This is a genomic window from Paenibacillus kribbensis, from assembly GCF_001705305.1.
Classification (GTDB): domain Bacteria; phylum Bacillota; class Bacilli; order Paenibacillales; family Paenibacillaceae; genus Paenibacillus; species Paenibacillus kribbensis_B.
Map to the genome: position 1 here is coordinate 1 of NZ_MCBP01000026.1, position 22,355 is coordinate 22,355.

Sequence of the window (22,355 nt, forward strand, 5' to 3'; positions counted from 1 at the left end):
TGGCAGGCAAATGCGATTATTATTAGTAGTGTATTTTCTGAATTTCAGATGGTTGGAAGTTTATACGGTGCTAAATTTGGCAGGAATATAAAGATACCTTCTAAATCAATTAAAGTTCCAAAGCCTACCGTTAAAACTCCGGGGACAGGAATAACAAAAGCTACGTCTTCCAAACCCGGTATGTCGCTTAAAACGGAAGGGACAGGAATAAGTAAAGTAGATCCATCTGAGCAAATAAAACAGCGAGTATTACAAAATATCGCTCAGAGCAAGGCTGCAAGGGAATCATCCAAGTTTGGGGAATATGTAAAAAAAGAAAAGCTTACTCTTGATGCTATTAAGAACCGACAGGCGTTAGAGGGGACGCAAAAACCTACTCAAACTAAAGCTAATTTTACATCAGAAGAAATTTCAAATCTCCAAAAACATGTTATAGATGAAGCTCAAATGCTAAAAGACAGTGGACTTACAAATAAGCAATTAGGTCCAGCCGTAGCCGGTGCCTATGATAATACCACCGGTAAGTTTTATACAGCAATTAATGATGTAGATGGGTTTGTGCCAAAAGAGTTACATCCAATTATTGAAGCGAGAATTAAAGATATGCCTAAGGATGTTTATGATTCATATAGTCAGTTTACACATGGTGCTGGATCCCATGCAGAAGTATATGCTGCGAACAAGGCTTTGTTAGCTAATCCAAATGCTAGTATTGACAATCTAATAATATATGTTATAAAACCCGGAAGTGCAACAAAGCCTGTAACTAATGTACCGTTCCCGACATGTCCGCATTGTAATTATATTCTAAAAGGATTTAATATTATATCCGACAGTAATAAAAAGTGAAGGAACAAAGGGGCAATAAAATAATGGAGTTATTAAACATTTTATCGATGGAAGAAGTATTGCAGGAAGGCATTGAATTTACTGAAGATGTTTGTTTTTCAGGAAAAAGCGGACAAGAAGTTTTTGATAAACCCATAGAAGATGGCGGAAAGCCAATATCGGGTCTTGTATTTGAGAGATATAAAAATGGAAATTTAGCCTACTACTCATATTATGTAAATGGGATTTCAGAGGGCGAATATGTAAAATTTTATGAGAATGGTAAGTTAGAAAGTTTTCAAAATATGAATAAGGGTGTGTTATTAGGAAAATCCACTTCTTGGTTTGAGAATGGAGCAATAAAATCTATTGCAGAATGTAAATATGGTTTTAAGCTAACTTACAAAGAGTGGGATATAAATGGGGAGTTAATAACCGAAAAGCTAGAGCCTAGTGAATTCGAAAAAAGTATGATTGACAAATATGATGCTTGGGCTAAAGAAAATGGAGAATAAAATAACAGAAAACTTTGATAAAATTCAATATGACTTATCTCAAAATATAAAGTTAGAAAATAGTTTTAGCCAAGACAATATACAGTTGATTGCAGGGGTTGATTTAGCATATTGGGAAGAAGATGAAAAGACAATTGCAGTTTGCTGCATATGCGTCGTGGATTTTTTGACGAAAGCTATAATTGAGACAAAGTTTTTAAAAGATGAAATCAAAGTCCCGTATATACCGGGATATTTATCTTTTAGAGAGTTACCTCTCATTATTAATACGTACAAAACTTTATCCTTTGATCCTGAAATTGTGATGTTTGATGGAAATGGTTACTTGCATCCTAGAAATATGGGAATTGCAACGCATGCCTCTTTCCATTTAAATAAGCCAACCATAGGTATTGCAAAAAGCTACTTAAAAATTGGGGCAGTTGATTTTGTTATGCCTAGTGATAAAGAAGGGGCATTCACCGATATTGTGATAAACGGCACAATATATGGACGAGTACTGAGAACACACAAACATGTCAAACCCATATTTATCTCTTGTGGTAATTGGATCGATATAGACACCGTCACTGATATTACGTTAGCATTAATTAATAACGAAAGTAGATTACCTATACCAGTAAGACAAGCCGATTTAGAGACTAAAAAAATGAGAAAACGTTTTGTAAAATATGAAAAATAGGTCTTTAAAATATCTTGTGTAACCTCTTTGCTACTCAATAACAAAATCGAACAATCCAACTAACAAATCAAGCACTAACAACTTGATAGATTTCCAAAAGCTTATTTCAACTTGATTCAATGAGTAGGAATAAGCTTTTTGTATGCTTAAAATCAGCAGTCAAATAACCATAATAGTCCCAATTTTCTAGACGAAGAACAATGACTTGCCATCCCTCCCCATCAGAGTTAACATACACACACTTCAACCACGGGAGGGAAAGCACAAAATGTCAAATCGGCCAGATTGGTTTCTCGAAGCATTACGCCAACGATTTTATCAATTAGAACTCGCTAATGAACAACAGGCTTCATGTTCATCAGAGGACAAAAATCTGTTCACTCAAGTTGAGCAATTCAAAATGAATCAAAACAGGGATATTCAGCAACTACTATCCGAATGGGAAGAAGCCATAGGCTATCAGTTAAGTCAGGACAAACAATCTATGTATAAGGAAGGAGTTAAAGACGGGATTCGATTGATCCTTCCCGTCATACAACCCACAGTTACTCGTTAGCCTATTGATAGTTTTAGCCTATGATTTCGTTTGCTCATCAATACTTTTAACAATGATCAGATTAGCCTATAATTTATTAGCCCAATATTTCATCTATGCTCATTCCACTTTTCAAGGTAAAAACAAAATGCGCTGGTGAGAGAATGGTTATCTTCTCCACCAACGCATTAAATAGGTTATCATCAAATTGTTCCAGTATATCTTGCCGTGAGCTTAGGATTTGTATGATTTCATCGACACGTTCCTTGATTTTTCCCTTCTGACCCTCTTCCTCCTCTAATATCAGCATCTGTTGCCGTAGCTCGTTTAGCTCACTGGAAAGTCTGTTCGTTTCTTCATCATATACGCTCTCGTCCATCTGATTCCGCAGCTTGAGATTCACTAATTCCTTCAAGTCGGATTTCAATTGTTGCATCTTCCATTCAATGTCCAATAGCGATTTTTGCCCTACCTTTCTGGAAAGTGCCGATTCAATATTGCCTTTCAGCGTTTTAATGAATCCTTTCTTATTCTTATACATCCGGTTGAACAATCGCACAAACGCGGAATGTAAAACTTGTTCATCGACTGATTTGGCATCACACGCTGCTCTACCTTTATTAACATACGTTTTGCATTGCCATACCACTTTTTTGGATGGGTTATTGCTGTTCCAGGTTCGGCGTTTAAAAATAGCTCCGCAGCATTCACAATACACTTTGCTGCTTAGTGCATATTTACTGGAGTATCTTTTACTCTCCCCCATCACACTCCCTTTCAGCTTGGCTCTTCGTTCCTTCTCTTTTTGCACCGCTTCGAATATTTCCTTCGAGACAATCGGTTCATGGTTGTCCTCAATTAAATATTGCTGCTCCTGTCCTTTATTCCTTATTCGTTTGTGGGTTAGAAAATCTACCGTTACCGTCTTTTGCTGAAGCAAAGCTCCGTAATATTTCTCATTGGTCAGAATTAAGGTAATGGAGGAATCCCACCAAGTATCGCCACCCGTGACTGTTTTAATTTGGTCTCGCATCAAACCTCTGGCTATCGCTTGATAGCTTTTTCCATCCAAATACTCTTCATATATGCGCCGTACAATCTCTGCTTCTGGCTCGTTAATCACCAGTTCACCCTGCTCATCCTTATCATAGCCGAGGAAGCGAGTGGTGTTGCAGAAGACTTTGCCGTTTTGGAAGCCACGTAATATGCCCATCGACTATTTTCAGAAATGTTTCGGCTCTCGTCTTGTGCAAGAGAACTCAGGATGGTCAGCAATACTTCACCTGTTGTATCCAGTGTATTAATGTTCTCTCGTTAAAAGAATACGGCAACTCGACTTCATTATCTACAAACTTACGTGGAAAGTTGAAAATGAGCTTTTGATCGCTTCGACTTTCTTGCATCGCATAGTTCTTGAGAATAGCATGCTGATCATTGTAGTAATCTGCATATTTCTGTTTGGTTATCGCAGTCGATTGGAGTTCATTTAGATATTCTATAATGATTTGTTCCGTAATTTTCTTCTCATCGAATCCTTTCAAAATGGGCTATGTAATTGTTGCTTTTTAATTTTTGCTTAAATAAACAAAAGAACCACCTTTAATAAGGTAGTTCCTTGTTGAACTAACATTTTTCGTTAGTTGAATTTCCTTTCACCGCTGATACTCTGCTTAAGTGAAGTATGGGAAGTGATCACGTATAAAATGAGTTAATGCATCCTTCAAATTTCTATACTCTTTCACATATTGGAACAAGATGGACAAGGTAAGCACGGTTTCAGAGTCCGCGATAGTAATAGTCCAGAACGGTGGTTCCTCAGGGTTATAACTAAATTCACTAACGATGCCGTATGCTACACCTAGCTTGTCAATCCTTTTGTGTAAAATCTGATGGATCTCGCTAGTCAGTTGATGAATATTAATATCACTCTGCTCCAGAGCCTTCTCCTCATTCCAGCCGTCCATAGGATATTAACCTCCTCACATACCCGTGATTAAACCAAACGGTGATTATAACAATCGTCTATTGGCATCGATATATTATTACAGCCAACAGGTAGACAATATTAATGCTGGCGTCTTATTATCAAAACGTAAATGGACACAAATACGTTCTATCTATTTAACTGCCTGTTATGTGTAATAAGAAAACTCAAATTATACAACTGTATTACTTATAATCGTCAGAAAACCGTTCTTTGCAGCGGTATCAATTAACTGATTAATGGATTTTCTTCCGATATCGTTAAACAAATACCACTCATCCTTAGATACGTCATGAATCAAAATCTCTGGATATTTTGTTGAAAGTTCAGATGGAACAGGACTAATTAAAGAATAAACATCAAAATGAACTAAGCTGTTTCCTTTTTGATCTAGAAAATCATATTGTGCATTTTTATAATAAGACCCAAGTGTGTCAATAGAGAAGCTCCAAGAGTAGTTTGCAGGTGCTTCGACCTTCTTACCTTTGTTTTTTACAAAAATATTATAAATTGTTTTGTTATATGCATTTCCATTAATCTGCTGAACTACGCCACCCAAAGTCATATGGTATTCATGTTGTAATGCTTTTACTTGTACACCGTCTATAAACAATGGTTCAGTATCAACATTCACTGCAAATTTGCTGTAATTGACATTACATCCAAACGTCTCTGCAATAAAACGAAGTGGAACAAATACACGATTATTTTTCATGTATGGTTTAACATCAAGCAGCATCTTTTTACCGTTTTTCTCCGCTGTACTACTGTTCAATGTTAATATTACTTTCATATCGCTTTTAGTGAGAATAACCTTTGAATTGGACCATTCGACCCTAGTCCCCAAATTTTCACTAAAAACACGTAGAGGTACCATTGTACGTTTGTCCTTAATTTCAGGCTTCACATCGGATGCAATAGCAACACCGTCAATTTTGATTTGATTTTCTGCTGCATAAGTAGTTGACGATGAAATAAATAAGAAGATTGCAAGAAAAACCCCAAAGAATGCTTTTTTCATAAATGATAGCTCCCTTTTTGGTTAAATTTGTTGCGCAGTAACTTCCCTCCATATTAAGACGCAACTGGATAAAATTCGTTGCGCTTTCCTGCTCGTTAGCTTACCGAGATTGGATCAAAATTAAAATTGATGTATCTAGCAGAAGCCTCAAAACAACAAACTGCGGTCATAAAACTGTAAACTCTTGACCGACTGAATCAATTGAACTGCTCCATATAAACTATCTGGCGCATCGTCATATGTACAGTTTCGATTATAATCCTTTACGAGTTAGTGTCAGTGATTCTAAAAACTCTCTTCGGACTTTTTTATAAAGCTCTAGTGGGTTAAATAAATGAGATGATAACCTGCACTTTCAGGTTTTTTTGACGTTATATTTTATTCTCGTATGGCTTGCTTAGATTAGAAGACACACCTTAAATAGGGAACATATATTTATATAGCCCCACATATAACTTCAATCCAATCTTTACCCAACTCTTTACCAAACGATTCCTGATAAACTTTGGCTCCAATCTGTACCATCTCTCTTTCCAACACACCTTCATCACTTCTAAGCAGTCTCAAGTCCTCTTCAGATAAAGTTTTACTCTTGGGAGCAACATACTTACGGTATATAAAAGAATCCATGCGCCAGGCATTAAATTGTGCTATGAATTGCTCTTTCATTCCGTAGAACATTTGAATACCAGGTACATCAATATCACCAGAATAATAGATAGCACAATTTGGATTTGAGGCAAGACATTTTTCTATGAATAATTTAGAAGCAGTTCTAGCTTGTCCAATAGTACAGAGAAGAACTGGGAAGTTTATTGGAAGTTGTTCTAGCGAAAGGTCATTTTTGTTTAGAAAGTGAATGGTTTCATCCGCGAGATAAGAGATAATAGACGGATTCTCAATAATATATAATGCTGAATACTTAGGAAGCTGCTGAATTTCCTCAACCTCTCTCAAGTTGATTGTGCGAGGAGAAGTCCCTCTAACAAGGTTGGGTACGAAAATATGCGAAATAGAACTAAGATCATCATCCAATACATCGAAATTCCTATAAATCTGTCGTTCAAATAGATATTCAGGAACAACTGTTTTCTCATTTTTTTGAATCTTATCAAATACTGATTTATGGTTATCTATGTCATGAAGAGCATGCCATAATAGCCTTCCTCCCGCCCTTTTTTTATCAAATGCATGAGGATCTTCTGTGACATGAGCTGCAAAAGTAGGTAATCTGATCTTTCCAGTAGAGATGCCTTGTTTCACAAGCATTTCTTTCTTTCTCATAAAAAGGTACCATAATGCACTCACACAGACAAATAAATCCGAATATGCGTCCTCCCCTTTATTAGAAATATTTTTTAAAACTCTATAACCTTCGCCCTCTCCGTTCTTCAACCTACCAAACCAGTTAAACGTCTTTTGAGAAAACTGTTCAAGTTCTACTGTAGTAATGTTAAATTCATTTATAAAATCGTGTTCGACTTTCTCAAAAAGCTGAATCCACGCTGATAATTTCAACTCTTTTTGTTCCCGATTTGTGAGTAACTGACTGTTATACAACACTTCGTAAAGTTCAGGTATGGTTAATTCATACCCCCGTTCTAATTCTTCAGAAAAAATAGCTAAATGAACTTCTACTTCAGAACCAGGAAATATCAACTGAGTTACTCGGCTACCAAAGTAATTTTGCAACTTTTCAGCTTCAGTCTTTGATCTCACAATAATACGAGCATTGCCTTTTACACCATTCTGCCCTTTGTATTTGGTAAACACTGCTTTCAACAGATTTTCAAGTGAAGGGTCTGAATAGTATTGCTTCGCCGTTTTACGATTTAACAGTTCCATAATACACCTCTAAATAACTAAGACTTTACTTTCTCCATTCCAACGATAGTGGAACAAGCTAACAAACTCTGTATCTTTTGGTCTATAGATTTCATAGATGGACAGACTCGGCACAGTATCGTAACAGCCCCATAGCACTTGGGATGTCATGATATAATCAAAGCCCATATCAGTGAGCAAATGAAACATGTCTCGCATGTTAGCATCATCTACACCCGCAAACGCTTCATCTAATGAGATTATTTTTGGTGCATCCTGGTTTGCCTCACTGTATCTTGAATACGTAGCTGCGAATAAAGGAATATACATCGCCATAGCCTTTTCACCACCGCTTAGAACATTAAACTTCGAGTCAGTCAGTTCTGTATAATTTGTTCTATCTCCTTTTATGTGTTCCAATTTAAACTCAAACCACATACGATAATCCAATTGTGAGTAGATATAATTGCGCAAAACTCCATCCTCTCTATAGGCCTCCTGTTTTGCTTGTAGAATTCTCGTCCGAAAATGAGTTATGACTTGCTCAACTTGTTCGTCATCCATCCGATGTTGTTCTAACATTAATAGACTGACCAGTTTTTCCGTGTCTAGTTCATCTTCATTTTTACGTTGTAACGGAAGCCATTTTAATGAAAGCTTTAGACCACTTGAAGTATCTCTCTGCTTCATTAAATCATCCATCTGAACAACCCAAGCTTTGGCACGGTGAATTCGTTTACGAATTGTTTTGCCTACACTTCCAATAATAATTTCTTCATAGAGTTCTCTGTCTTTAGCAGTTAATAGAATTTCTTGTTCTCCCATCAGTTGATTTAACTCATTTAATAAAATGTTTGGGGTAAGGGGATGTACGCGATCTCTTTTAGAGAGAATAGTAATTCTGCTGGAGTCAGTAGCTCCATATTCCATATCAATGGCATACTCCTGCAAATCGGCTTTAGATTTATGAAATTCTTTAGTTAGATCATTAACGATTCGCTCTTGAGTCACATTAAAGAACATTTCTCCATACTCTCTTACAATCTGCTTACAATAGTTAACGATGTCCTCTATAAGCATTTCCTTTGTAATTGACTCATTGATTTCTTTTGATAAGGGTAGTAGACCTAAATGTATTTCCTTTTTCCATTTTTCAATTCCATCGTTAAGCAGTTCTTGGCTTTCACTTAGCTTTACATAACAGTTTTCAAGATGCCCTTCAGCTTTACCTAATTGAGTGCTCTGCTCTTCTCGAATCTCATGCAAATGAGATAGCTCTTTTCCTAACAACTCTTTTTCCTCTTTAAAATCCGAAATCCGTCTATGAATATCTTCAATTCCTAATTTTTTAACGATTTCACGAAGTAGCTTAACTTGCTCTGTCCGTTTCACTTTACGACTTAGCTTATCCTCTAATTCTATTTGATCATCTTCTACTAACATAAGTAAAGTTGAGTATTGTTCTTCTCGATTAGCCTTAATTTCTGAGGTGTTTCGGTATTGAAGCCATTGTGAATGCAACTCGGAGATATAACCGTAATACACAGAGCAACGATCTATTGCCTCGTTGATCTGTGATTCATTTTTAAGTAGAGACCAATCTGCTGTTTGTTCCATCAATTCTACCTGTATGGTTCTCCATTCTGATATTTTTAACTTGTATCGTTCCTCTACTTTTTGTTCTTGTTCCATTGAATGTTCCAATCGAATTGTTGCTTTTAGTACCATTTCCAGTTGGTTTTGCAGTTCGGCATCTTGAGGGAAAGATTTAATTTCAAGGTCCATATTTTGCTGCTTCATAGTTAACTCATGCAACTGCTGATCAATGTTATTCAATTGTTTTTTTAGATGCTGTATTTCTACTTCCAGCTTGGCCATTTCCAATTGTTTTGTCCGTAAACGATTAGCCTCTCCAATAAATTCAGAGCGTGACTTTGAATTATTACTTCCGGAAAGAGGTCCTAAGCTAAAACGCCCTGTTTCTGTAATTAACGCTCCATGCTGTTCACGGCAGTTATCCAATAGAGTACTCTGATCTTTCCAATTAATAGAATTCAGTGCATAATTAATATCTTCTACTGATAACCCACTTTTTTCTGTAGGTGTCGCATGTAGAACCGAACAGAGTGTCTTACCATTTATCTGACTCGAAGGTTGAATTTGAATCCATACTTCTTCATTATTTGGCTGTTCGATTATTGATACTTGCCCCCCGGGTAAGATCCAAGCATCCAGCAATCCAGCCTGATCTAGTGTTTCTTCCAGTTGTGCCTGTTGAATTTCCGTTAAAGTTTCACTAAAGTCACATACTGCATATAATGGCGCGCCGGAGCCTGGTTTCCTATTTTCCCGTGCTGACTTTCTCTTTTCTGTTCTTCTAGGCTCAGGTTCCTTTGCAACTTTCCATTCCTTAAGTTCCTGTTCAAGTTTAAGTTTCTCATTTTCAATAGAAACTGCTTCTTGGTTCAAGCGCACTCTTTGCTGTATATACGACTCTTTTTGTTGCTCATAAACTTGCAGAGCCGGTTGCCTTACAGGCTCATACTGACGATCAGTAACATCCAGTTCAGTTAAAGCACGCAGACTTTCTCTCAGTTGCTCCCCCTGCACAGGCAGAAACTTTAGTTCCTGATACCAGGAGACTAAATTCTCTCTCATATGTTCTTTTATTGTCTCGAACTTCTTCACTTGTATATTCTGTTCCTCTTCCGCTTGGTGGCGCTGTTGAAGAACTTCTCCAAGCTGTATTTCCATTTCTTTTGCGGCTCTTGATGTCTCCCCCTCTTTCCTAGCAGTTTCCCGAGCAGCTAACAGCCGTTTCTTATGAGAATTCAGATCTTGTTCCCAATTTCTACGCCATTGATTTTCTTCAGGAATCCCCCGGCTCCAAATGCCATGATAAATGTCATGCTCATGGAATTCAATCACTCGCGCCAGGTCTTCCAACTCACCAATCGTTCCTTCTTGTTCCTTTTCATTTTGGCTTAATGAATCAGATAATTTTGAAATCTCCCCAATTAGTTGAACTATTTTAGCCTTATTAGAAGTAATTTTCTCTGTAAGTATATTAATTTGCTTGTGAATTTCCTTTAATTGTTCTTCATAAAGTTCCAATTCTTTTTGTTTCCCCATAGCCTCTCCTTGGGTTAAAACTTCAAGGTCCCCTTCTACAATTCCAAGACGTTGTTTACAATCTTTTAAGTTCTGAACAACTTTATCCTTCTTCTCTTCTAACAATTGGATCTGCTTTTCTGCTTGTTTTAATTGGCTCAGATTTTGATTGTAAGATTTCCGTTTATTGACAATATTATTTGATGTCTGGTGTAATAAAAATTTATTGTAGCGAGCATAACTTTGCTCAAGATTAGTAAGTTCCCGCACATGTAATTGAAGTTCATCCAAACGGTCAGTAATTTGGTCCATATCCTCAAGAACATCTGATAATGAGCTTAAGTCTTCTTCCATAAGTGGAGGCAAAGATTTATTAAGAATTTCATAGATTGACGAAGGTTTTAAATCTTTGGATAACTTAGGGCTCCGTAGTTCCAATAATAGCTTTAATAGATCTTTATAGGACTCCGTTTCTCTGAATCCAAATATCGCCTTGTTCACCATATCTCGATATGCATTTTGTTCCTGAACAACTTGCCCACCAGAACCTATTTTTTCTTCTAAAACTTTCTTATTGAGAGGTATCTTATTCCCCTCTTCCAGCCACAAATTTCGATCATACAGATAAAAATCTTCATTAATTCTTCGATTATCTTCAATTAGAAATCCCCAAAAGCCAAGCTGTGTTACACCACGACGAGCCCTAATGCCAATACCGATTGTTTTATACAGATTTTTTATTGGGTGATAAAATTCAAGCCAAAGATAACCTGTTCTGTCTGTGTGAACTTGATTCCCATCACCTAACAGATAATATTCAATACGTCTATCGCGTGACCCAAATGGATCCAGACGTTCGGGTCTCTTATCTCCGTCGAGTACAAGAGGAATCAAACTCTGCATAGTGACCGATTTGCCAGAACCATTGGTCCCCCGTAAAATTAATCTACCTTCTTCAAATAGAAATTCTTCATCATCGTAATACCAAAAATTCAGGATTCCAGCCCTGTTCATCTGCCACCGTTCCACATAAGTTCCCCCTAATCGTCCTGCTCTGTTGATCCATACTTAACTTCCCATCTTCCTGCTGCTCCATTCAGTACAAAAAACATGTGGTCTTCCCAATATCCAAATCCCCATTCAGCGAGATGGTCACATATTTGTTCAGCCAACTCAGTTGATTTCTTTTTTGTATGTTCATTAGTCCAAAACTCGCTAAAAGATGATTTCAAATGAATAAGTATACGTTCAATTTCATTTTTTGTTAAACGCACAAAACCACTCAAATCAACCTTTAGATCCAATTCTGCGCTTACAGCCATCTTTCGCACTTCTCCACACAAAAGCATTGCCAAATCAGACAAAGCAAGTTGTGTTGGAAACACCTCTGATTCAGACATCGTATTGGTTTCGAACAAAAGAATTCCTTCTCTGTAACGACTACCTTCCCAACCAAACATCGTCTTCATATTTTTCATTAAAAAATTTGCTTCTCGATGCAGATATGACGGATCACCATGCCACTGGTAATCTAATAGTATAGGTTCCAGTAGAAAACGCCGATATAATTCATGTCTCTTTTTTATATCTATCTCAGCAGCTTCCCACCCATAAGTCATTGTTTCCTTTAACTCAGCCATATTGGTATAGCTGGATAACTCCGCTGGGAAACTTCTTAACATATAACGCGAATAAAGAGTACATTCATACAACACATCATGATGTTCATGATTTGACGCCCAATTCGCCTCCTCACCATCTACGGAACGAACAACATTCAAATTTTTTAATTTTTTTAACGCTCTCGCCATGGATAAACGATGGTAGTAATTCTTCCAATCCACATCCAACCCTTGCTCCACCATGTACTGTCGAATCTCAATTACCAGTTGGGTTAGCAAAAACTGGTCGCCCTCTGTTTTATTCTCTAAATACCACAGACTATATGTAAATAAGGCATAATCCATTGGTTCACGAAACTCTTGAAACCCCATCCACGGGAAGACCTCTGCTGGAACTTTTTCCAGTTTAATGAAGTTTCTGTTCATTATAATGGAATAGCCCGTATAATTCATGAACCATTCTTTTATTTCAAAATATTGATCTTTAATCCAATAATAAATTTCGGCATTCTTTTCCTTATCAATCCACGGACGATTCAATAAAGCATTCATACAAATTTGTTTTCTTTCCTCAATCTCGTTACGATCTGGACGGTTCATTCGTTGTCTTCTAGTACTGAGCTTACCTACTTTAATCTTCACCATGTACATATCCCCCAAGATAACGTTCTCTGGTTACAATTCATTAAACCAAGCTACCTGGTCAGTCCAAGCTTTACGATTAATAACCACGAATCTGAAACGGTAATTTATAAGCTCAAGCGTGCCATCTTCGCAATGAAGTAGAGCACGTTCTTTATCAGGAGGATGACTCAACTCTATTTTTACTCCTTCTGAAGTCTGAAATGAATTGGTAGAGGAAGCATTACAGCGACTAATCCATGCTAACAATTGTAGCCTAGTCAATTCCCTTATGGTTTCAAATTCTGAAATAGAAATACTCCCAGTATCAACCATACGAATTAAAAATTCTAACTCTTGCTTTTGCTTAATCAAAAATGCATCTCTGAATTGTTCTTTTAATGTACTGTTATCAATAACTGCCTTTATGTCATGTCGTTCACTTCTTTTTCTATTTCGTGGACGGATCGTTCGTGGAATTGCTCTCTCTTTCCACATTGACATTTCTTTACTGTCAGACTCACGTGAATCTTCACCTTGTAGATGACGAGCAGAAAATAGACCAAACACATATGCCGATAATTTATGTGCAGTATCAAGGTCCTGAATTCCATAAAACCATTTACCTAAGTAATCCAGGTCTTGCTTCCTGCTAATATTAGAACGTTTTCTTTCCTGGATACGAACGGCACTCCGTACTACCTTTACAATAGCTTCCTTTGTAGCACGCTCCAATAAAACAGAATCACTAATTGAATCGTGATCCCCCAGAAACCATCTGCTGAGACTGTTCCATTTATCTAGAAGTTCATTCAAGTATTGTTCCTTGGTTACTAGTTGTTCCAATTTAGGTATGCGCCATTCATCATCCACTACTGCACCCAAAAATAGATCTCGAACTCCAGATGTTATCTGATGTAGGTTCCCTTCAATTTTATATGAACGTCTCTGTAGTGCCTGTATAAAATCCTGTAAGTAATGAGTGATCGAATCTTTATATAATAAGAAACTATCCGTGGCCATCAAGTCTTCAGCCATTCCTGTTTGAAGACTTGCGATATAATCCACAGATGCCTCATGTAAAGTTTGAAATGAACTAAATAACAACCTCCAATATTCCAAGGCTTTAGCCGGTTCATATTCACCTGCATTCTCCCTGATTTTAAATAATGTATCTGAAATTGTGTCAAATAGAGTCGGTTCCAATGAGCCTCCATAACCTCGAATGGATTCCAAGCTCTCAAGCATTCTTTCAATCTCAATGGAATAGGGAGTTAGTAGATAACGAAACTTTTTACGAAGATATTCTTCAACGGTAACTGCGCGTTCTCCATCATGCTGTGCTGTCAAATTACCCCATTCCGCTAATTGAGTAAGATCTATTTGGCATTGTTCTAATGTGTAATTTTTATGTAAGTCCCACTCTAACAAACCCTCATAGATTTGTTCTGGTTTAAGCCAATAGTTTAATTTTTGATATTGTTGGTAGACATAACGCATTATAGCACGATAACGGGTAACGTTTTCCGCATTAACGTATTTTAATTCCGTAATTCCGCGTAACGATTGCAAATTAGGGATTTTGTCCACAATAACCTCCTTATTCTCCAAAAAATCCGCCTATTTCTCCTTTTATTTTCTAGGGCTTAGTCGTCTCAGCCATGCCAGCAGTTCTCTTTCCGCCCTATACTCTCTGTCCAAGTTACAGTAAATTACACCGCTTAAATCTGACGGTATGGATGAAGACCCTCTTCTGCAAATAATAGTCCGATCAAGTCCTAAATGGCCTTTAAATAAACCATACTCATAAAGGACATTAGGCTTAGGGTGCAAATTAAACTCGTTACCAAACAACACTTGATTATCCTCACTGAATATAAGGATTGCAGCATCTACGTGTTTGCAGATGTTGTCAAGACTCTCGCTCATATGATTCCCGAGAGGGAACACCCCAGGTGAAGTCCACGGGACGACACCATGTCCTACTTCTTCAATTAACTCTGCTATCTTTCTTAAATCATCAAGTGCGCTTGGCGTATTTGCACTTCCAAGAAATATGGTCACCATGCGATGGGACTCCCTCCAAAATTAGTCGGTAAACACATTCTACAACCAACTTCTTTTTTTTACCATCCCCAGCCTTGTTTAAGATTAGAAGAGTAAATATAATATGGCTATAAAACAGTTTGAAGTAAATGAATTTTGCAATCATACAATTAAGGAGGTAAAAGTGATGGATGATTATACAGATCAGTACCATTATTTAGAAAACTGTAATTCAATAAAGGAGCTACAAGAGCTTCGTAAAAACACCTGGTTGCTTCTTAACAAGATTGACAAAAAAATAAACAATTCACCTTCAAAACATACTACAATCATGTGCCCCAACTGTCGCAGCAGCCACACCAAAAAGAATGGAAGAATACAGAAACGATCACTCTGCCTTGACTGTGGACAATCCTTTTCAAACGACAATAAATCGAACATTTTCCAGAAGAAGATCTACCCTGAAAAGATGGTCAAACTCATTTGTTTGATTTATAAAACAGACAATAGCACTGTTGAGATTCTCAAAGAAATTAATTTAACACGTAATACTTACAAAAAATGGAGTAGAGAAATCGTATCTTTCTTCCCATTCCTTGAAAATTACTTTCAAAAAAGGTCTAAAACCTCCTAACTTCTCTTCCTCACCTCCATTTAAGGCGAAATTGATGAAAAAATATATTTTAGGTATCTCTTTAAAATACTAATAACAATATAAAATTGATGGTAAAAATAAATATTAATTTCTATAATTTCAACATTATGATATAAATCCTCTTTTACATCAACACTTAGAACAAGAGCATTGCTCTACCCGAAAGTATCTAGGTAAGACAATGCTCTTTTCGATAAATTGGGGTTTTATTCACAATTGATACAGTTATAACTTTCTTCCTCAAACATTACAACGCCAACAATAACTTATATATTATTGTCACCGCTTTCATACGATTCGCATACTCCCAACCTGAACTGTATTATCGTCTGCATACCCGTTCAAGTTTATCCCTATAGCATAAAATTATGCACAGCCGAAAAAAGATAATAAAAAGCTGAAAAAGCTCTTTACGAAGTATCCAGTAGAGAGGGACATCTTAAAAGATCAACTAAAAAACGAACCCACACTTGTACTCAATTACCCCAGAAATATATTAATCAAATAATCAAGGGCACCGTATCAGCTTTGTAGTGTGTACTGAGGTCGAACAATCTACGTATATGCACATGGGAGCAGACACGATAGGAAGCTAAAAATGAGCCACAGGGTTGACAGCTCTGCACCTAATTATTCCTTATTCTATTTATCTCCTAACTGCCATTCAAAATGTGGTACAAATACCTTGCTTATTTCTATCCTCTACTATGTAGCCGAAATCCCCACACTATAATAAAATAGGAATTATAAATGTAGAACTCGCTACATAAACAACAAGCTGTATACCGGAGGGAACTTATGAAAAAACATATTCACGTTGTTGGAGCTGTCATCATCGAAAATGAAAATATCCTCTGTGCGCAGCGAGGAGCTACTAAAACCTTGGCCTACAAGTGGGAGTTCCCTGGCGGAAAGATTGAGGAAGGCGAAACACCTCAGGCTGCATTAAAACGTGAGATCGACGAAGAAATGAACTGTGAGATTGAGATTGGCGAGAAGATCGAGACGACTGTGTACGAATATGACTTTGGTTTTGTTCATCTGTCTACTTTCTATTGTCACCTAGTGAGCGGTAAACCCACATTGACTGAACACATTGCGATCCGGTGGCTGCCCGCACATGAGCTGATGTCTCTGGAATGGGCACCTGCCGACATTCCTGCTGTAAAGAAAATTCGGGAGCAGTTGGCCAAATAAAATGAACACTCCCATCCAGCATTTAAATGATTCTTTAAATTGGGCGTTTATTAACCAGCAGCAAAATTCTCTGGATCAATATAAGCCTAAACTTCTGGTCAATAATAAGGAGACGAATGATTATGTCCTTACACCTTTGCTGGAAGAACTATCTCGCTGTCACTCTTTCACTTTTTCCGTTGCTTTTATTACAGAGAGTGGTTTGGCCACCCTCAAGTCTCATTTAGCTGATCTAAAAACACGTGGAATAACCGGAAAAATCTTAACCTCAAATTATCTAAACTTCAACCAACCAAAAATTTTTAGAGAGTTGTTGAAGATCACAAATGTTGAAGTTCGTTTGACGGATCTAAGCGGTTTTCATGCCAAAGGGTATGTCTTTCAGCATGAAGGTTACTTAACTATCATTATGGGAAGCTCGAACCTAACAGCTGCGGCGTTAAAAGCCAACTATGAGTGGAATGTGAAACTGACTACTTTCAAACATGGTGGGCTTCTAGGACAGTTCCAAAATGAATTTGAAAAGGCATGGCAAAATGCTGTTCCGCTAACACGCAAATGGATCGAAGCTTATCAAATTCTTTATGAAGAGACTCAGAAAGCAAACCGGGAAGTTCAAGAGGCAATGCCTCTAATTCCTGAAAAGATCCCTCAGACCGTCTATAGTCCAATCTTGCCTAATAAAATGCAGCAACGTGCGTTAAAAAATCTGCTGGAACTCCGCAATAGCGGATCGCATAAAGGTTTGGTCATTTCGGCGACTGGGACAGGCAAAACCTATCTTTCTGCGTTTGACGTAAGAAACTTTGCACCAAATCGAATGCTATTCATAGTACACCGAGAACAAATTTTGCAAAAGTCCATGTCCGACTACCAACGAATTATTGGAGGTAAGGATGGTGATTATGGCATTCTATCTGGCACCAGCAGAATTGAACATGCCAAATATCTCTTTGCAACAATACAGACCATTTCTAAAAACTCAGTTTTAACAAATTTCGATCCTAAAGCGTTTGACTACATCCTTATTGATGAAGTTCACAAAGCCGGAGCAGGTTCTTATCTTAAAGTTATTGATCATTTTGAGCCCGCATTTCTGCTCGGCATGACCGCTACTCCAGAGCGAACCGATAACTTTAACATTTATGAACTGTTTGACTATAATATCGCCTATGAGATTCGCCTACAGGAAGCTTTGGAAGAGGATATACTGTGTCCATTTCACTATTTTGGCGTCACTGATTTTGAACACAACGGTCAGCTTATTGATGATACGACAATGCTCTCTCAACTCGTTACGAGCGAACGGGTTTCTTACTTAATCGAAAAGATAGAATATTATGGACATTCTGGTGAAACGGTAAAAGGATTGATCTTTTGCAGTCGCAAACAAGAGGCCTTTCAGCTATCGGAGATGCTAAATGCGAGAGGTTATCGTACCATAGCTTTGACTGGAAGTGATCGTCAGGAAGTACGTATTCGCAGTGTCACTGATCTTGAATCCGGAAAACTGGATTACATCCTTACGGTGGACATCTTTAACGAAGGAATCGACATTCCATGTATTAACCAAGTTGTAATGCTGCGTCAAACACAATCGAGTATCGTCTTCATCCAGCAGTTAGGTCGCGGTCTACGCAAACACCCGGAGAAAGAGTTCGTCACAATCATCGACTTTATTGGCAACTATAAAAACAACTATTTGATACCCATTGCCCTCTCTGGAGACAAGTCTCAAAACAAGGATAACATACGTCGCCATATGAAGGACACCAGTTATATTAAAGGCGTCTCGACCATCAACTTTGAAGAAATCGCGATGCAACAGATTTTCAGATCAATTAGCGACAGTAATTTAACAGAGCTTAAAATCCTGAGAGAAGCATATATCGAACTCAAAAATCGGTTAAATCGAATTCCTCAATTGATAGATTTTATTGAACATGATTCAATTGATCCACTTGTTTTTGCAGACAAGCACTCAAGCTACTATCACTTTTTACAGAAGATCAAGGAGACTGTGCCCCCCCTATGCGAGCAGGAACAAAAATATTTGACGATGCTATCGGCTGAAATTTTGAATGGAAAACGCAGGCATGAAATTGTACTGCTGAAGCTGTTGCTTGCCAAAGATAATGTTACCTATGAGGAGTATGTAAATTCCCTCAAGGAAAAAGGCTGCTATACAGATACTGAAACGATTAAATCCGTTAAACGGGTTCTGGACATGTCTTTTTTCACTGAACCGACGAAGAAAAATTATGGAGACTCGCCAATCGTTGAATTTACTCAGGACCAACATTTTACTTTTCACGCGATGATGGCTCAATCCTTGAAGAACAATACTTATTTCAGACAAATAATCGTAGATATTGTTCAAACTGCTTTTCATAAAAATGAGCAGTATATGTGTAGTGAGCCGTTAACTTTGTATAAGAAGTATTCTAGAAAAGACTCATGTAAACTATTAAAGTGGCATAACGATGAAAGTTCCACGATGTACGGGTACAAGACAAAACATCAGACCTGCCCAATCTTTGTAACTTATCACAAACATGACGAAATAGAAGCGAGCACAAACTATCAGGAAGAATTTATTAGTCCAGAAATTCTGAAGTGGTCGACAAGAAGTAGACGAACGCTTGAATCTGAGGAAGTTAAAACAATTCTTGAGGCAGATCACTTAAAGATCGACTTATATTTATTCGTGAAAAAAGACGATGCGGATGGAACTGAATTTTACTATCTGGGTAAAGTTCATCCCGACCCAAAAAGCGCCGTCCAAGCATCTATGCTCGATAAAAATGGCAAGTCAATATCCGTCGTGCATATGAATCTAGTATTGGAAAGTTCAGTGGAGAGTAAGCTGTATGGATATTTGACTAAATTTTAGATTTAAATTCCATCGGATTAAGAAATTTCACTAACTCCTGGATTTGTTTAACACCACGCAAGACATGGTGAAAACACAATATATACTTGTTACGAGTCGACTTGCTTTGATCGTGGGCTTAAGCCAAGCCAGCTTTCGCGGCTATTACCAGAAGAGTTGTGTTACCAGCACAGCTCTTCTTTTCCAATGTTACACCTTTACTGCCTTCATATACCCTATATCCGTCGTGCAAGCTCCCCTTTTACTTCTCACGAACCTATATATGAAGGAACAAACCGTTTCTACATGTCTTTTGTTATATCTATACCATCGACTTCTCGTGTGCCTTATATATGTAAAAAATATATGTTCCCGCACTCAACCCTAAAGCGTTTTTTTGAATGCAGGAACATATTCAAGTTGCTCTTAATCCCTAGTCCATCAATGCTTCTTATCTCGATATATTACTACCACGCACTCCACATGTGTTGAGAAAACAAAAGTAATATATTTCTTATTATTATATTTTTTACCTATTATATCAAAAACCACTCTTCCTCGCAACTGTCTTAGTTTCAGTAAGCCCCTCTCTCCCTCTTAATTCTATCGATCTCATGGCTACATTTGAACTTTATTGATTTCTATGTACCACCAACTGAAATTAAAACGGCATCATGTCCTGACCTGTCCAGAAATTCTCAGTTGCAAGTAAACTCCTTCCCACACCTATCCCTTCCAAAAATACACATTGTAAATACCGCTTCCAATGGGTCATTCTGTAAACTAAATTTCCCTTTTAACCGATAAATAGATATGCTGGATTGTTTATTAAATATCACCTCTCGTACCTTTATAGTAAACAAACCTTGTAATACATATCTATCTCGACTCAAATTTGTACCCATCTACTGCTTCTATAATTCGGAAGCAAATTCAAGATGACGTACTTTACTTGGAAATACCCATCGCATCTAGAAAGGAGTCATGAATTCACTTGAGCGTATTGTCAGATGGAATCGGATATGAAAGCCTGTGCTTTTATAGTCCCTTTCAGCCACAACACATTGAACAACTTCAAATAACACGTGCCATTAATGATCATGCCTTTTTACATATCAGTGGTATGCTCTCCGAAGAACAAGGAGCAGTCTGTATTGGACAGGATATGGAGCAAGAACCAATTGTGATTCGTCAGTTGAATGATCAGGGACAATCGTTGAGAAGGCTGTTCCATGGGGTTGTTACGCGTATGTCCGTACATTGTGTGCGAGGCGTGTATACATTTGAATTGGAGGCCGCTTCCCATTCGTATCAGATGGATATCAAGGTGAAAAGACGCTCCTATCAAGATATTCACCGCACTTATGATGATCTGGTCACTACGATGATTCGAAAGTATCAGTATGGAGATGCCATTGATACCGTAAGCAACTATGCCAAACTGGAGGCATTTGTTTTACAATATGAGGAGACCGATTGGGAATTTTTAAAGCGCCTCGCCTCTCGCTTTGGTTCCGTACTTGTGCCAGAGGTAACCGCAGCCTCGCCCAAGGTTTTCTTTGGGATGCCAGAAGGCAAGCAGCATAAGGTGGAGCGGGATGTTTTTTATCGGGTGCGAAAAACGTTTCATGAGTTGAATGCGGAAAAGCCGGGAGAACAACGTGCTAGCTCGTATGTCACCTATATGATTGAAAGCCTGCAATACTATGCGCTGGGTGACCTGATCACGTTACCGATTGGACAAAGTAAAGAACTGGTCGTGGTTCGGGCAGTGACAACGTTAGCAGATGGCTTACTGCGAACCCGTTACGATCTTCAAGCCGAAAAAGATATCCGCTATGCCTGTTATGAAAACGATCAGGCTACCGGGATTTCACTGACAGGAACGGTGCTGAAGGTACAGCAGGATTTCGTCCAGCTTCAACTCGACATCGATCCGAAGCAAGATCCTGCCAAAGCCTGCTGGTTTCCCGTGGCCACCCGTTATGTCGCTGAAGAACATAGTGGCTGGTACGATATGCCTGAAATCGGAGAACAAGTGGAGTTGTATCTGCCTACACACCGCGAACAGGATGCCTATGTAACGGATTCGCTGCGACAACAACGCCACGCGAATGGACAGCCGAATGTTAAGGTATGGCAACATGTGCAAGGTAGCGGCGTAGAAATGTCTGAGCAAGAACTGACCCTGTCTACCTCTGGGGAATTTTCGATTACACTGCATGAAGGTAACGGCATCACCATCAACAGTCCGGGGAATGTACAGATTCAGGGTGGTCACGTGAAGCTCGACGCAGGTGAGGAGCTATCACTCGAAGCTGGAACAGCACTGTATCTGAAAGGCGGAGCCAGCAGCATGGTACTGGATGGTGAGACGGATACCAAAGCTCCAGTGATTTATCAGGAAGGTACAGTGAAGGCACCTGTTTTCGTAGCTGACCTCCCTCCTGTGCCTGAGCCGCCACTGATGAGCATCAAAGCCTATGAGGCAGCTCAGTCAGCAGCCAAGGATTCATCTAGCAGCCAAGCCTCTACCCCAACCGCAAAAGTCACAAGTCCGGCAGCGCTTCAACAGGCAAATGCTTTGATGGGAACGATATCCAAGCTATTAGGTTCCATTCCCGTAGTGGGGAACGTAGCCAATGTGATGTTGAATACGGTGGGTGGCCCCGCAGGTAAAGTAGCGGCAACTGTTTTGCAAGCAACTGCATCGATCCCAGTTCGGAGCAAAGGAACACCTACGATTGGAGGAGACAGCAAGGGGAGCGGAGTTCATCCGTTAAAATACTTGGCTGGATTAGCCCTTCAAGGACTGATTAGTCAATACGAGCATGAGCAAGCG

Annotated in this window: 16 protein-coding genes; 8 read left to right on the forward strand and 8 right to left on the reverse strand. The window is 38.4% G+C overall.

The window, feature by feature from the left end; all coding sequences use genetic code 11:
- From BAZ21_RS29250 to BAZ21_RS29255, 4 genes are all read left to right on the forward strand, one after another.
- Window positions 1-849 (forward strand): YwqJ-related putative deaminase (locus BAZ21_RS29250; protein WP_256022741.1); only part of this gene is annotated, 849 nt, incomplete at its 5' end.
- Between the two features lie 23 nt (window positions 850-872).
- Window positions 873-1,343, forward strand: coding sequence for a toxin-antitoxin system YwqK family antitoxin (locus tag BAZ21_RS26400; protein ID WP_068505829.1), 471 nt, complete (start codon window positions 873-875; stop codon window positions 1,341-1,343).
- Window positions 1,333-2,025, forward strand: coding sequence for an endonuclease V (locus tag BAZ21_RS26405; protein ID WP_068505838.1), 693 nt, complete (start codon window positions 1,333-1,335; stop codon window positions 2,023-2,025). Before BAZ21_RS26400 ends, BAZ21_RS26405 begins: the two co-directional genes overlap by 11 nt.
- Before the next feature lie 268 nt (window positions 2,026-2,293).
- Complete coding sequence (locus BAZ21_RS29255) at window positions 2,294-2,581, forward strand: hypothetical protein (protein ID WP_068505830.1); 288 nt, start codon at window positions 2,294-2,296, stop codon at window positions 2,579-2,581.
- A gap of 76 nt (window positions 2,582-2,657) precedes the next feature.
- On the opposite strand, the gene BAZ21_RS26415 is transcribed toward BAZ21_RS29255, so the two are convergent.
- The 8 genes from BAZ21_RS26415 to BAZ21_RS26455 form a co-directional block, all read right to left on the reverse strand.
- Window positions 2,658-3,773 carry a recombinase family protein gene (locus tag BAZ21_RS26415; RefSeq protein ID WP_256022746.1) on the reverse strand — a complete coding sequence of 372 codons (1,116 nt, stop codon included), beginning with the start codon at window positions 3,771-3,773 and terminating at the stop codon, window positions 2,658-2,660.
- A 457-nt stretch (window positions 3,774-4,230) separates the two neighbouring features.
- On the reverse strand, window positions 4,231-4,524 hold the full coding sequence (locus BAZ21_RS26425; RefSeq protein WP_176718224.1) for a hypothetical protein: 294 nt from the start codon (window positions 4,522-4,524) through the stop codon (window positions 4,231-4,233).
- Window positions 4,525-4,716: 192 nt separating this feature from the next.
- On the reverse strand, window positions 4,717-5,565 hold the full coding sequence (locus tag BAZ21_RS26430; protein ID WP_068505832.1) for a copper amine oxidase N-terminal domain-containing protein: 849 nt from the start codon (window positions 5,563-5,565) through the stop codon (window positions 4,717-4,719).
- Between the two features lie 435 nt (window positions 5,566-6,000).
- Window positions 6,001-7,410: a TIGR02679 domain-containing protein gene (locus BAZ21_RS26435; protein ID WP_068505833.1), complete on the reverse strand. Its 1,410-nt coding sequence runs from the start codon at window positions 7,408-7,410 to the stop codon at window positions 6,001-6,003.
- Between the two features lie 9 nt (window positions 7,411-7,419).
- Entirely contained in the window at window positions 7,420-11,529 is a 4,110-nt protein-coding gene (locus BAZ21_RS26440; RefSeq protein WP_084011948.1) for a TIGR02680 family protein, read from the reverse strand.
- An 11-nt stretch (window positions 11,530-11,540) separates the two neighbouring features.
- A complete protein-coding gene (locus BAZ21_RS26445) occupies window positions 11,541-12,767 on the reverse strand; it encodes a TIGR02678 family protein (protein ID WP_218061446.1) in 1,227 nt (408 codons plus the stop codon).
- A gap of 30 nt (window positions 12,768-12,797) precedes the next feature.
- Window positions 12,798-14,333, reverse strand: coding sequence for a TIGR02677 family protein (locus BAZ21_RS26450; RefSeq protein ID WP_068505842.1), 1,536 nt, complete (start codon window positions 14,331-14,333; stop codon window positions 12,798-12,800).
- Window positions 14,334-14,375: 42 nt separating this feature from the next.
- Window positions 14,376-14,810, reverse strand: a complete 435-nt coding sequence (locus tag BAZ21_RS26455) for a TIR domain-containing protein (RefSeq protein ID WP_218061447.1) — start codon at window positions 14,808-14,810, stop codon at window positions 14,376-14,378.
- A gap of 103 nt (window positions 14,811-14,913) precedes the next feature.
- Here BAZ21_RS26455 and BAZ21_RS26460 point away from each other — a divergent pair, with 103 nt between their 5' ends.
- The 4 genes from BAZ21_RS26460 to BAZ21_RS26475 all read left to right on the forward strand — a co-directional run.
- The gene (locus tag BAZ21_RS26460; RefSeq protein ID WP_068505834.1) at window positions 14,914-15,423 is read left to right on the forward strand and encodes a hypothetical protein; all 510 of its coding nucleotides are present in this window, start codon (window positions 14,914-14,916) and stop codon (window positions 15,421-15,423) included.
- Window positions 15,424-16,242: 819 nt separating this feature from the next.
- On the forward strand, window positions 16,243-16,641 hold the full coding sequence (locus tag BAZ21_RS26465; protein WP_068505835.1) for a (deoxy)nucleoside triphosphate pyrophosphohydrolase: 399 nt from the start codon (window positions 16,243-16,245) through the stop codon (window positions 16,639-16,641).
- Between the two features lies 1 nt (window position 16,642).
- Window positions 16,643-19,534 (forward strand): DUF3427 domain-containing protein, encoded by a 2,892-nt coding sequence (locus BAZ21_RS26470; RefSeq protein ID WP_068505836.1) that lies wholly within the window; start codon window positions 16,643-16,645, stop codon window positions 19,532-19,534.
- Between the two features lie 973 nt (window positions 19,535-20,507).
- Window positions 20,508-22,355: contractile injection system protein, VgrG/Pvc8 family (locus BAZ21_RS26475; protein ID WP_256022758.1), on the forward strand; the 1,848-nt coding region annotated here is incomplete at its 3' end.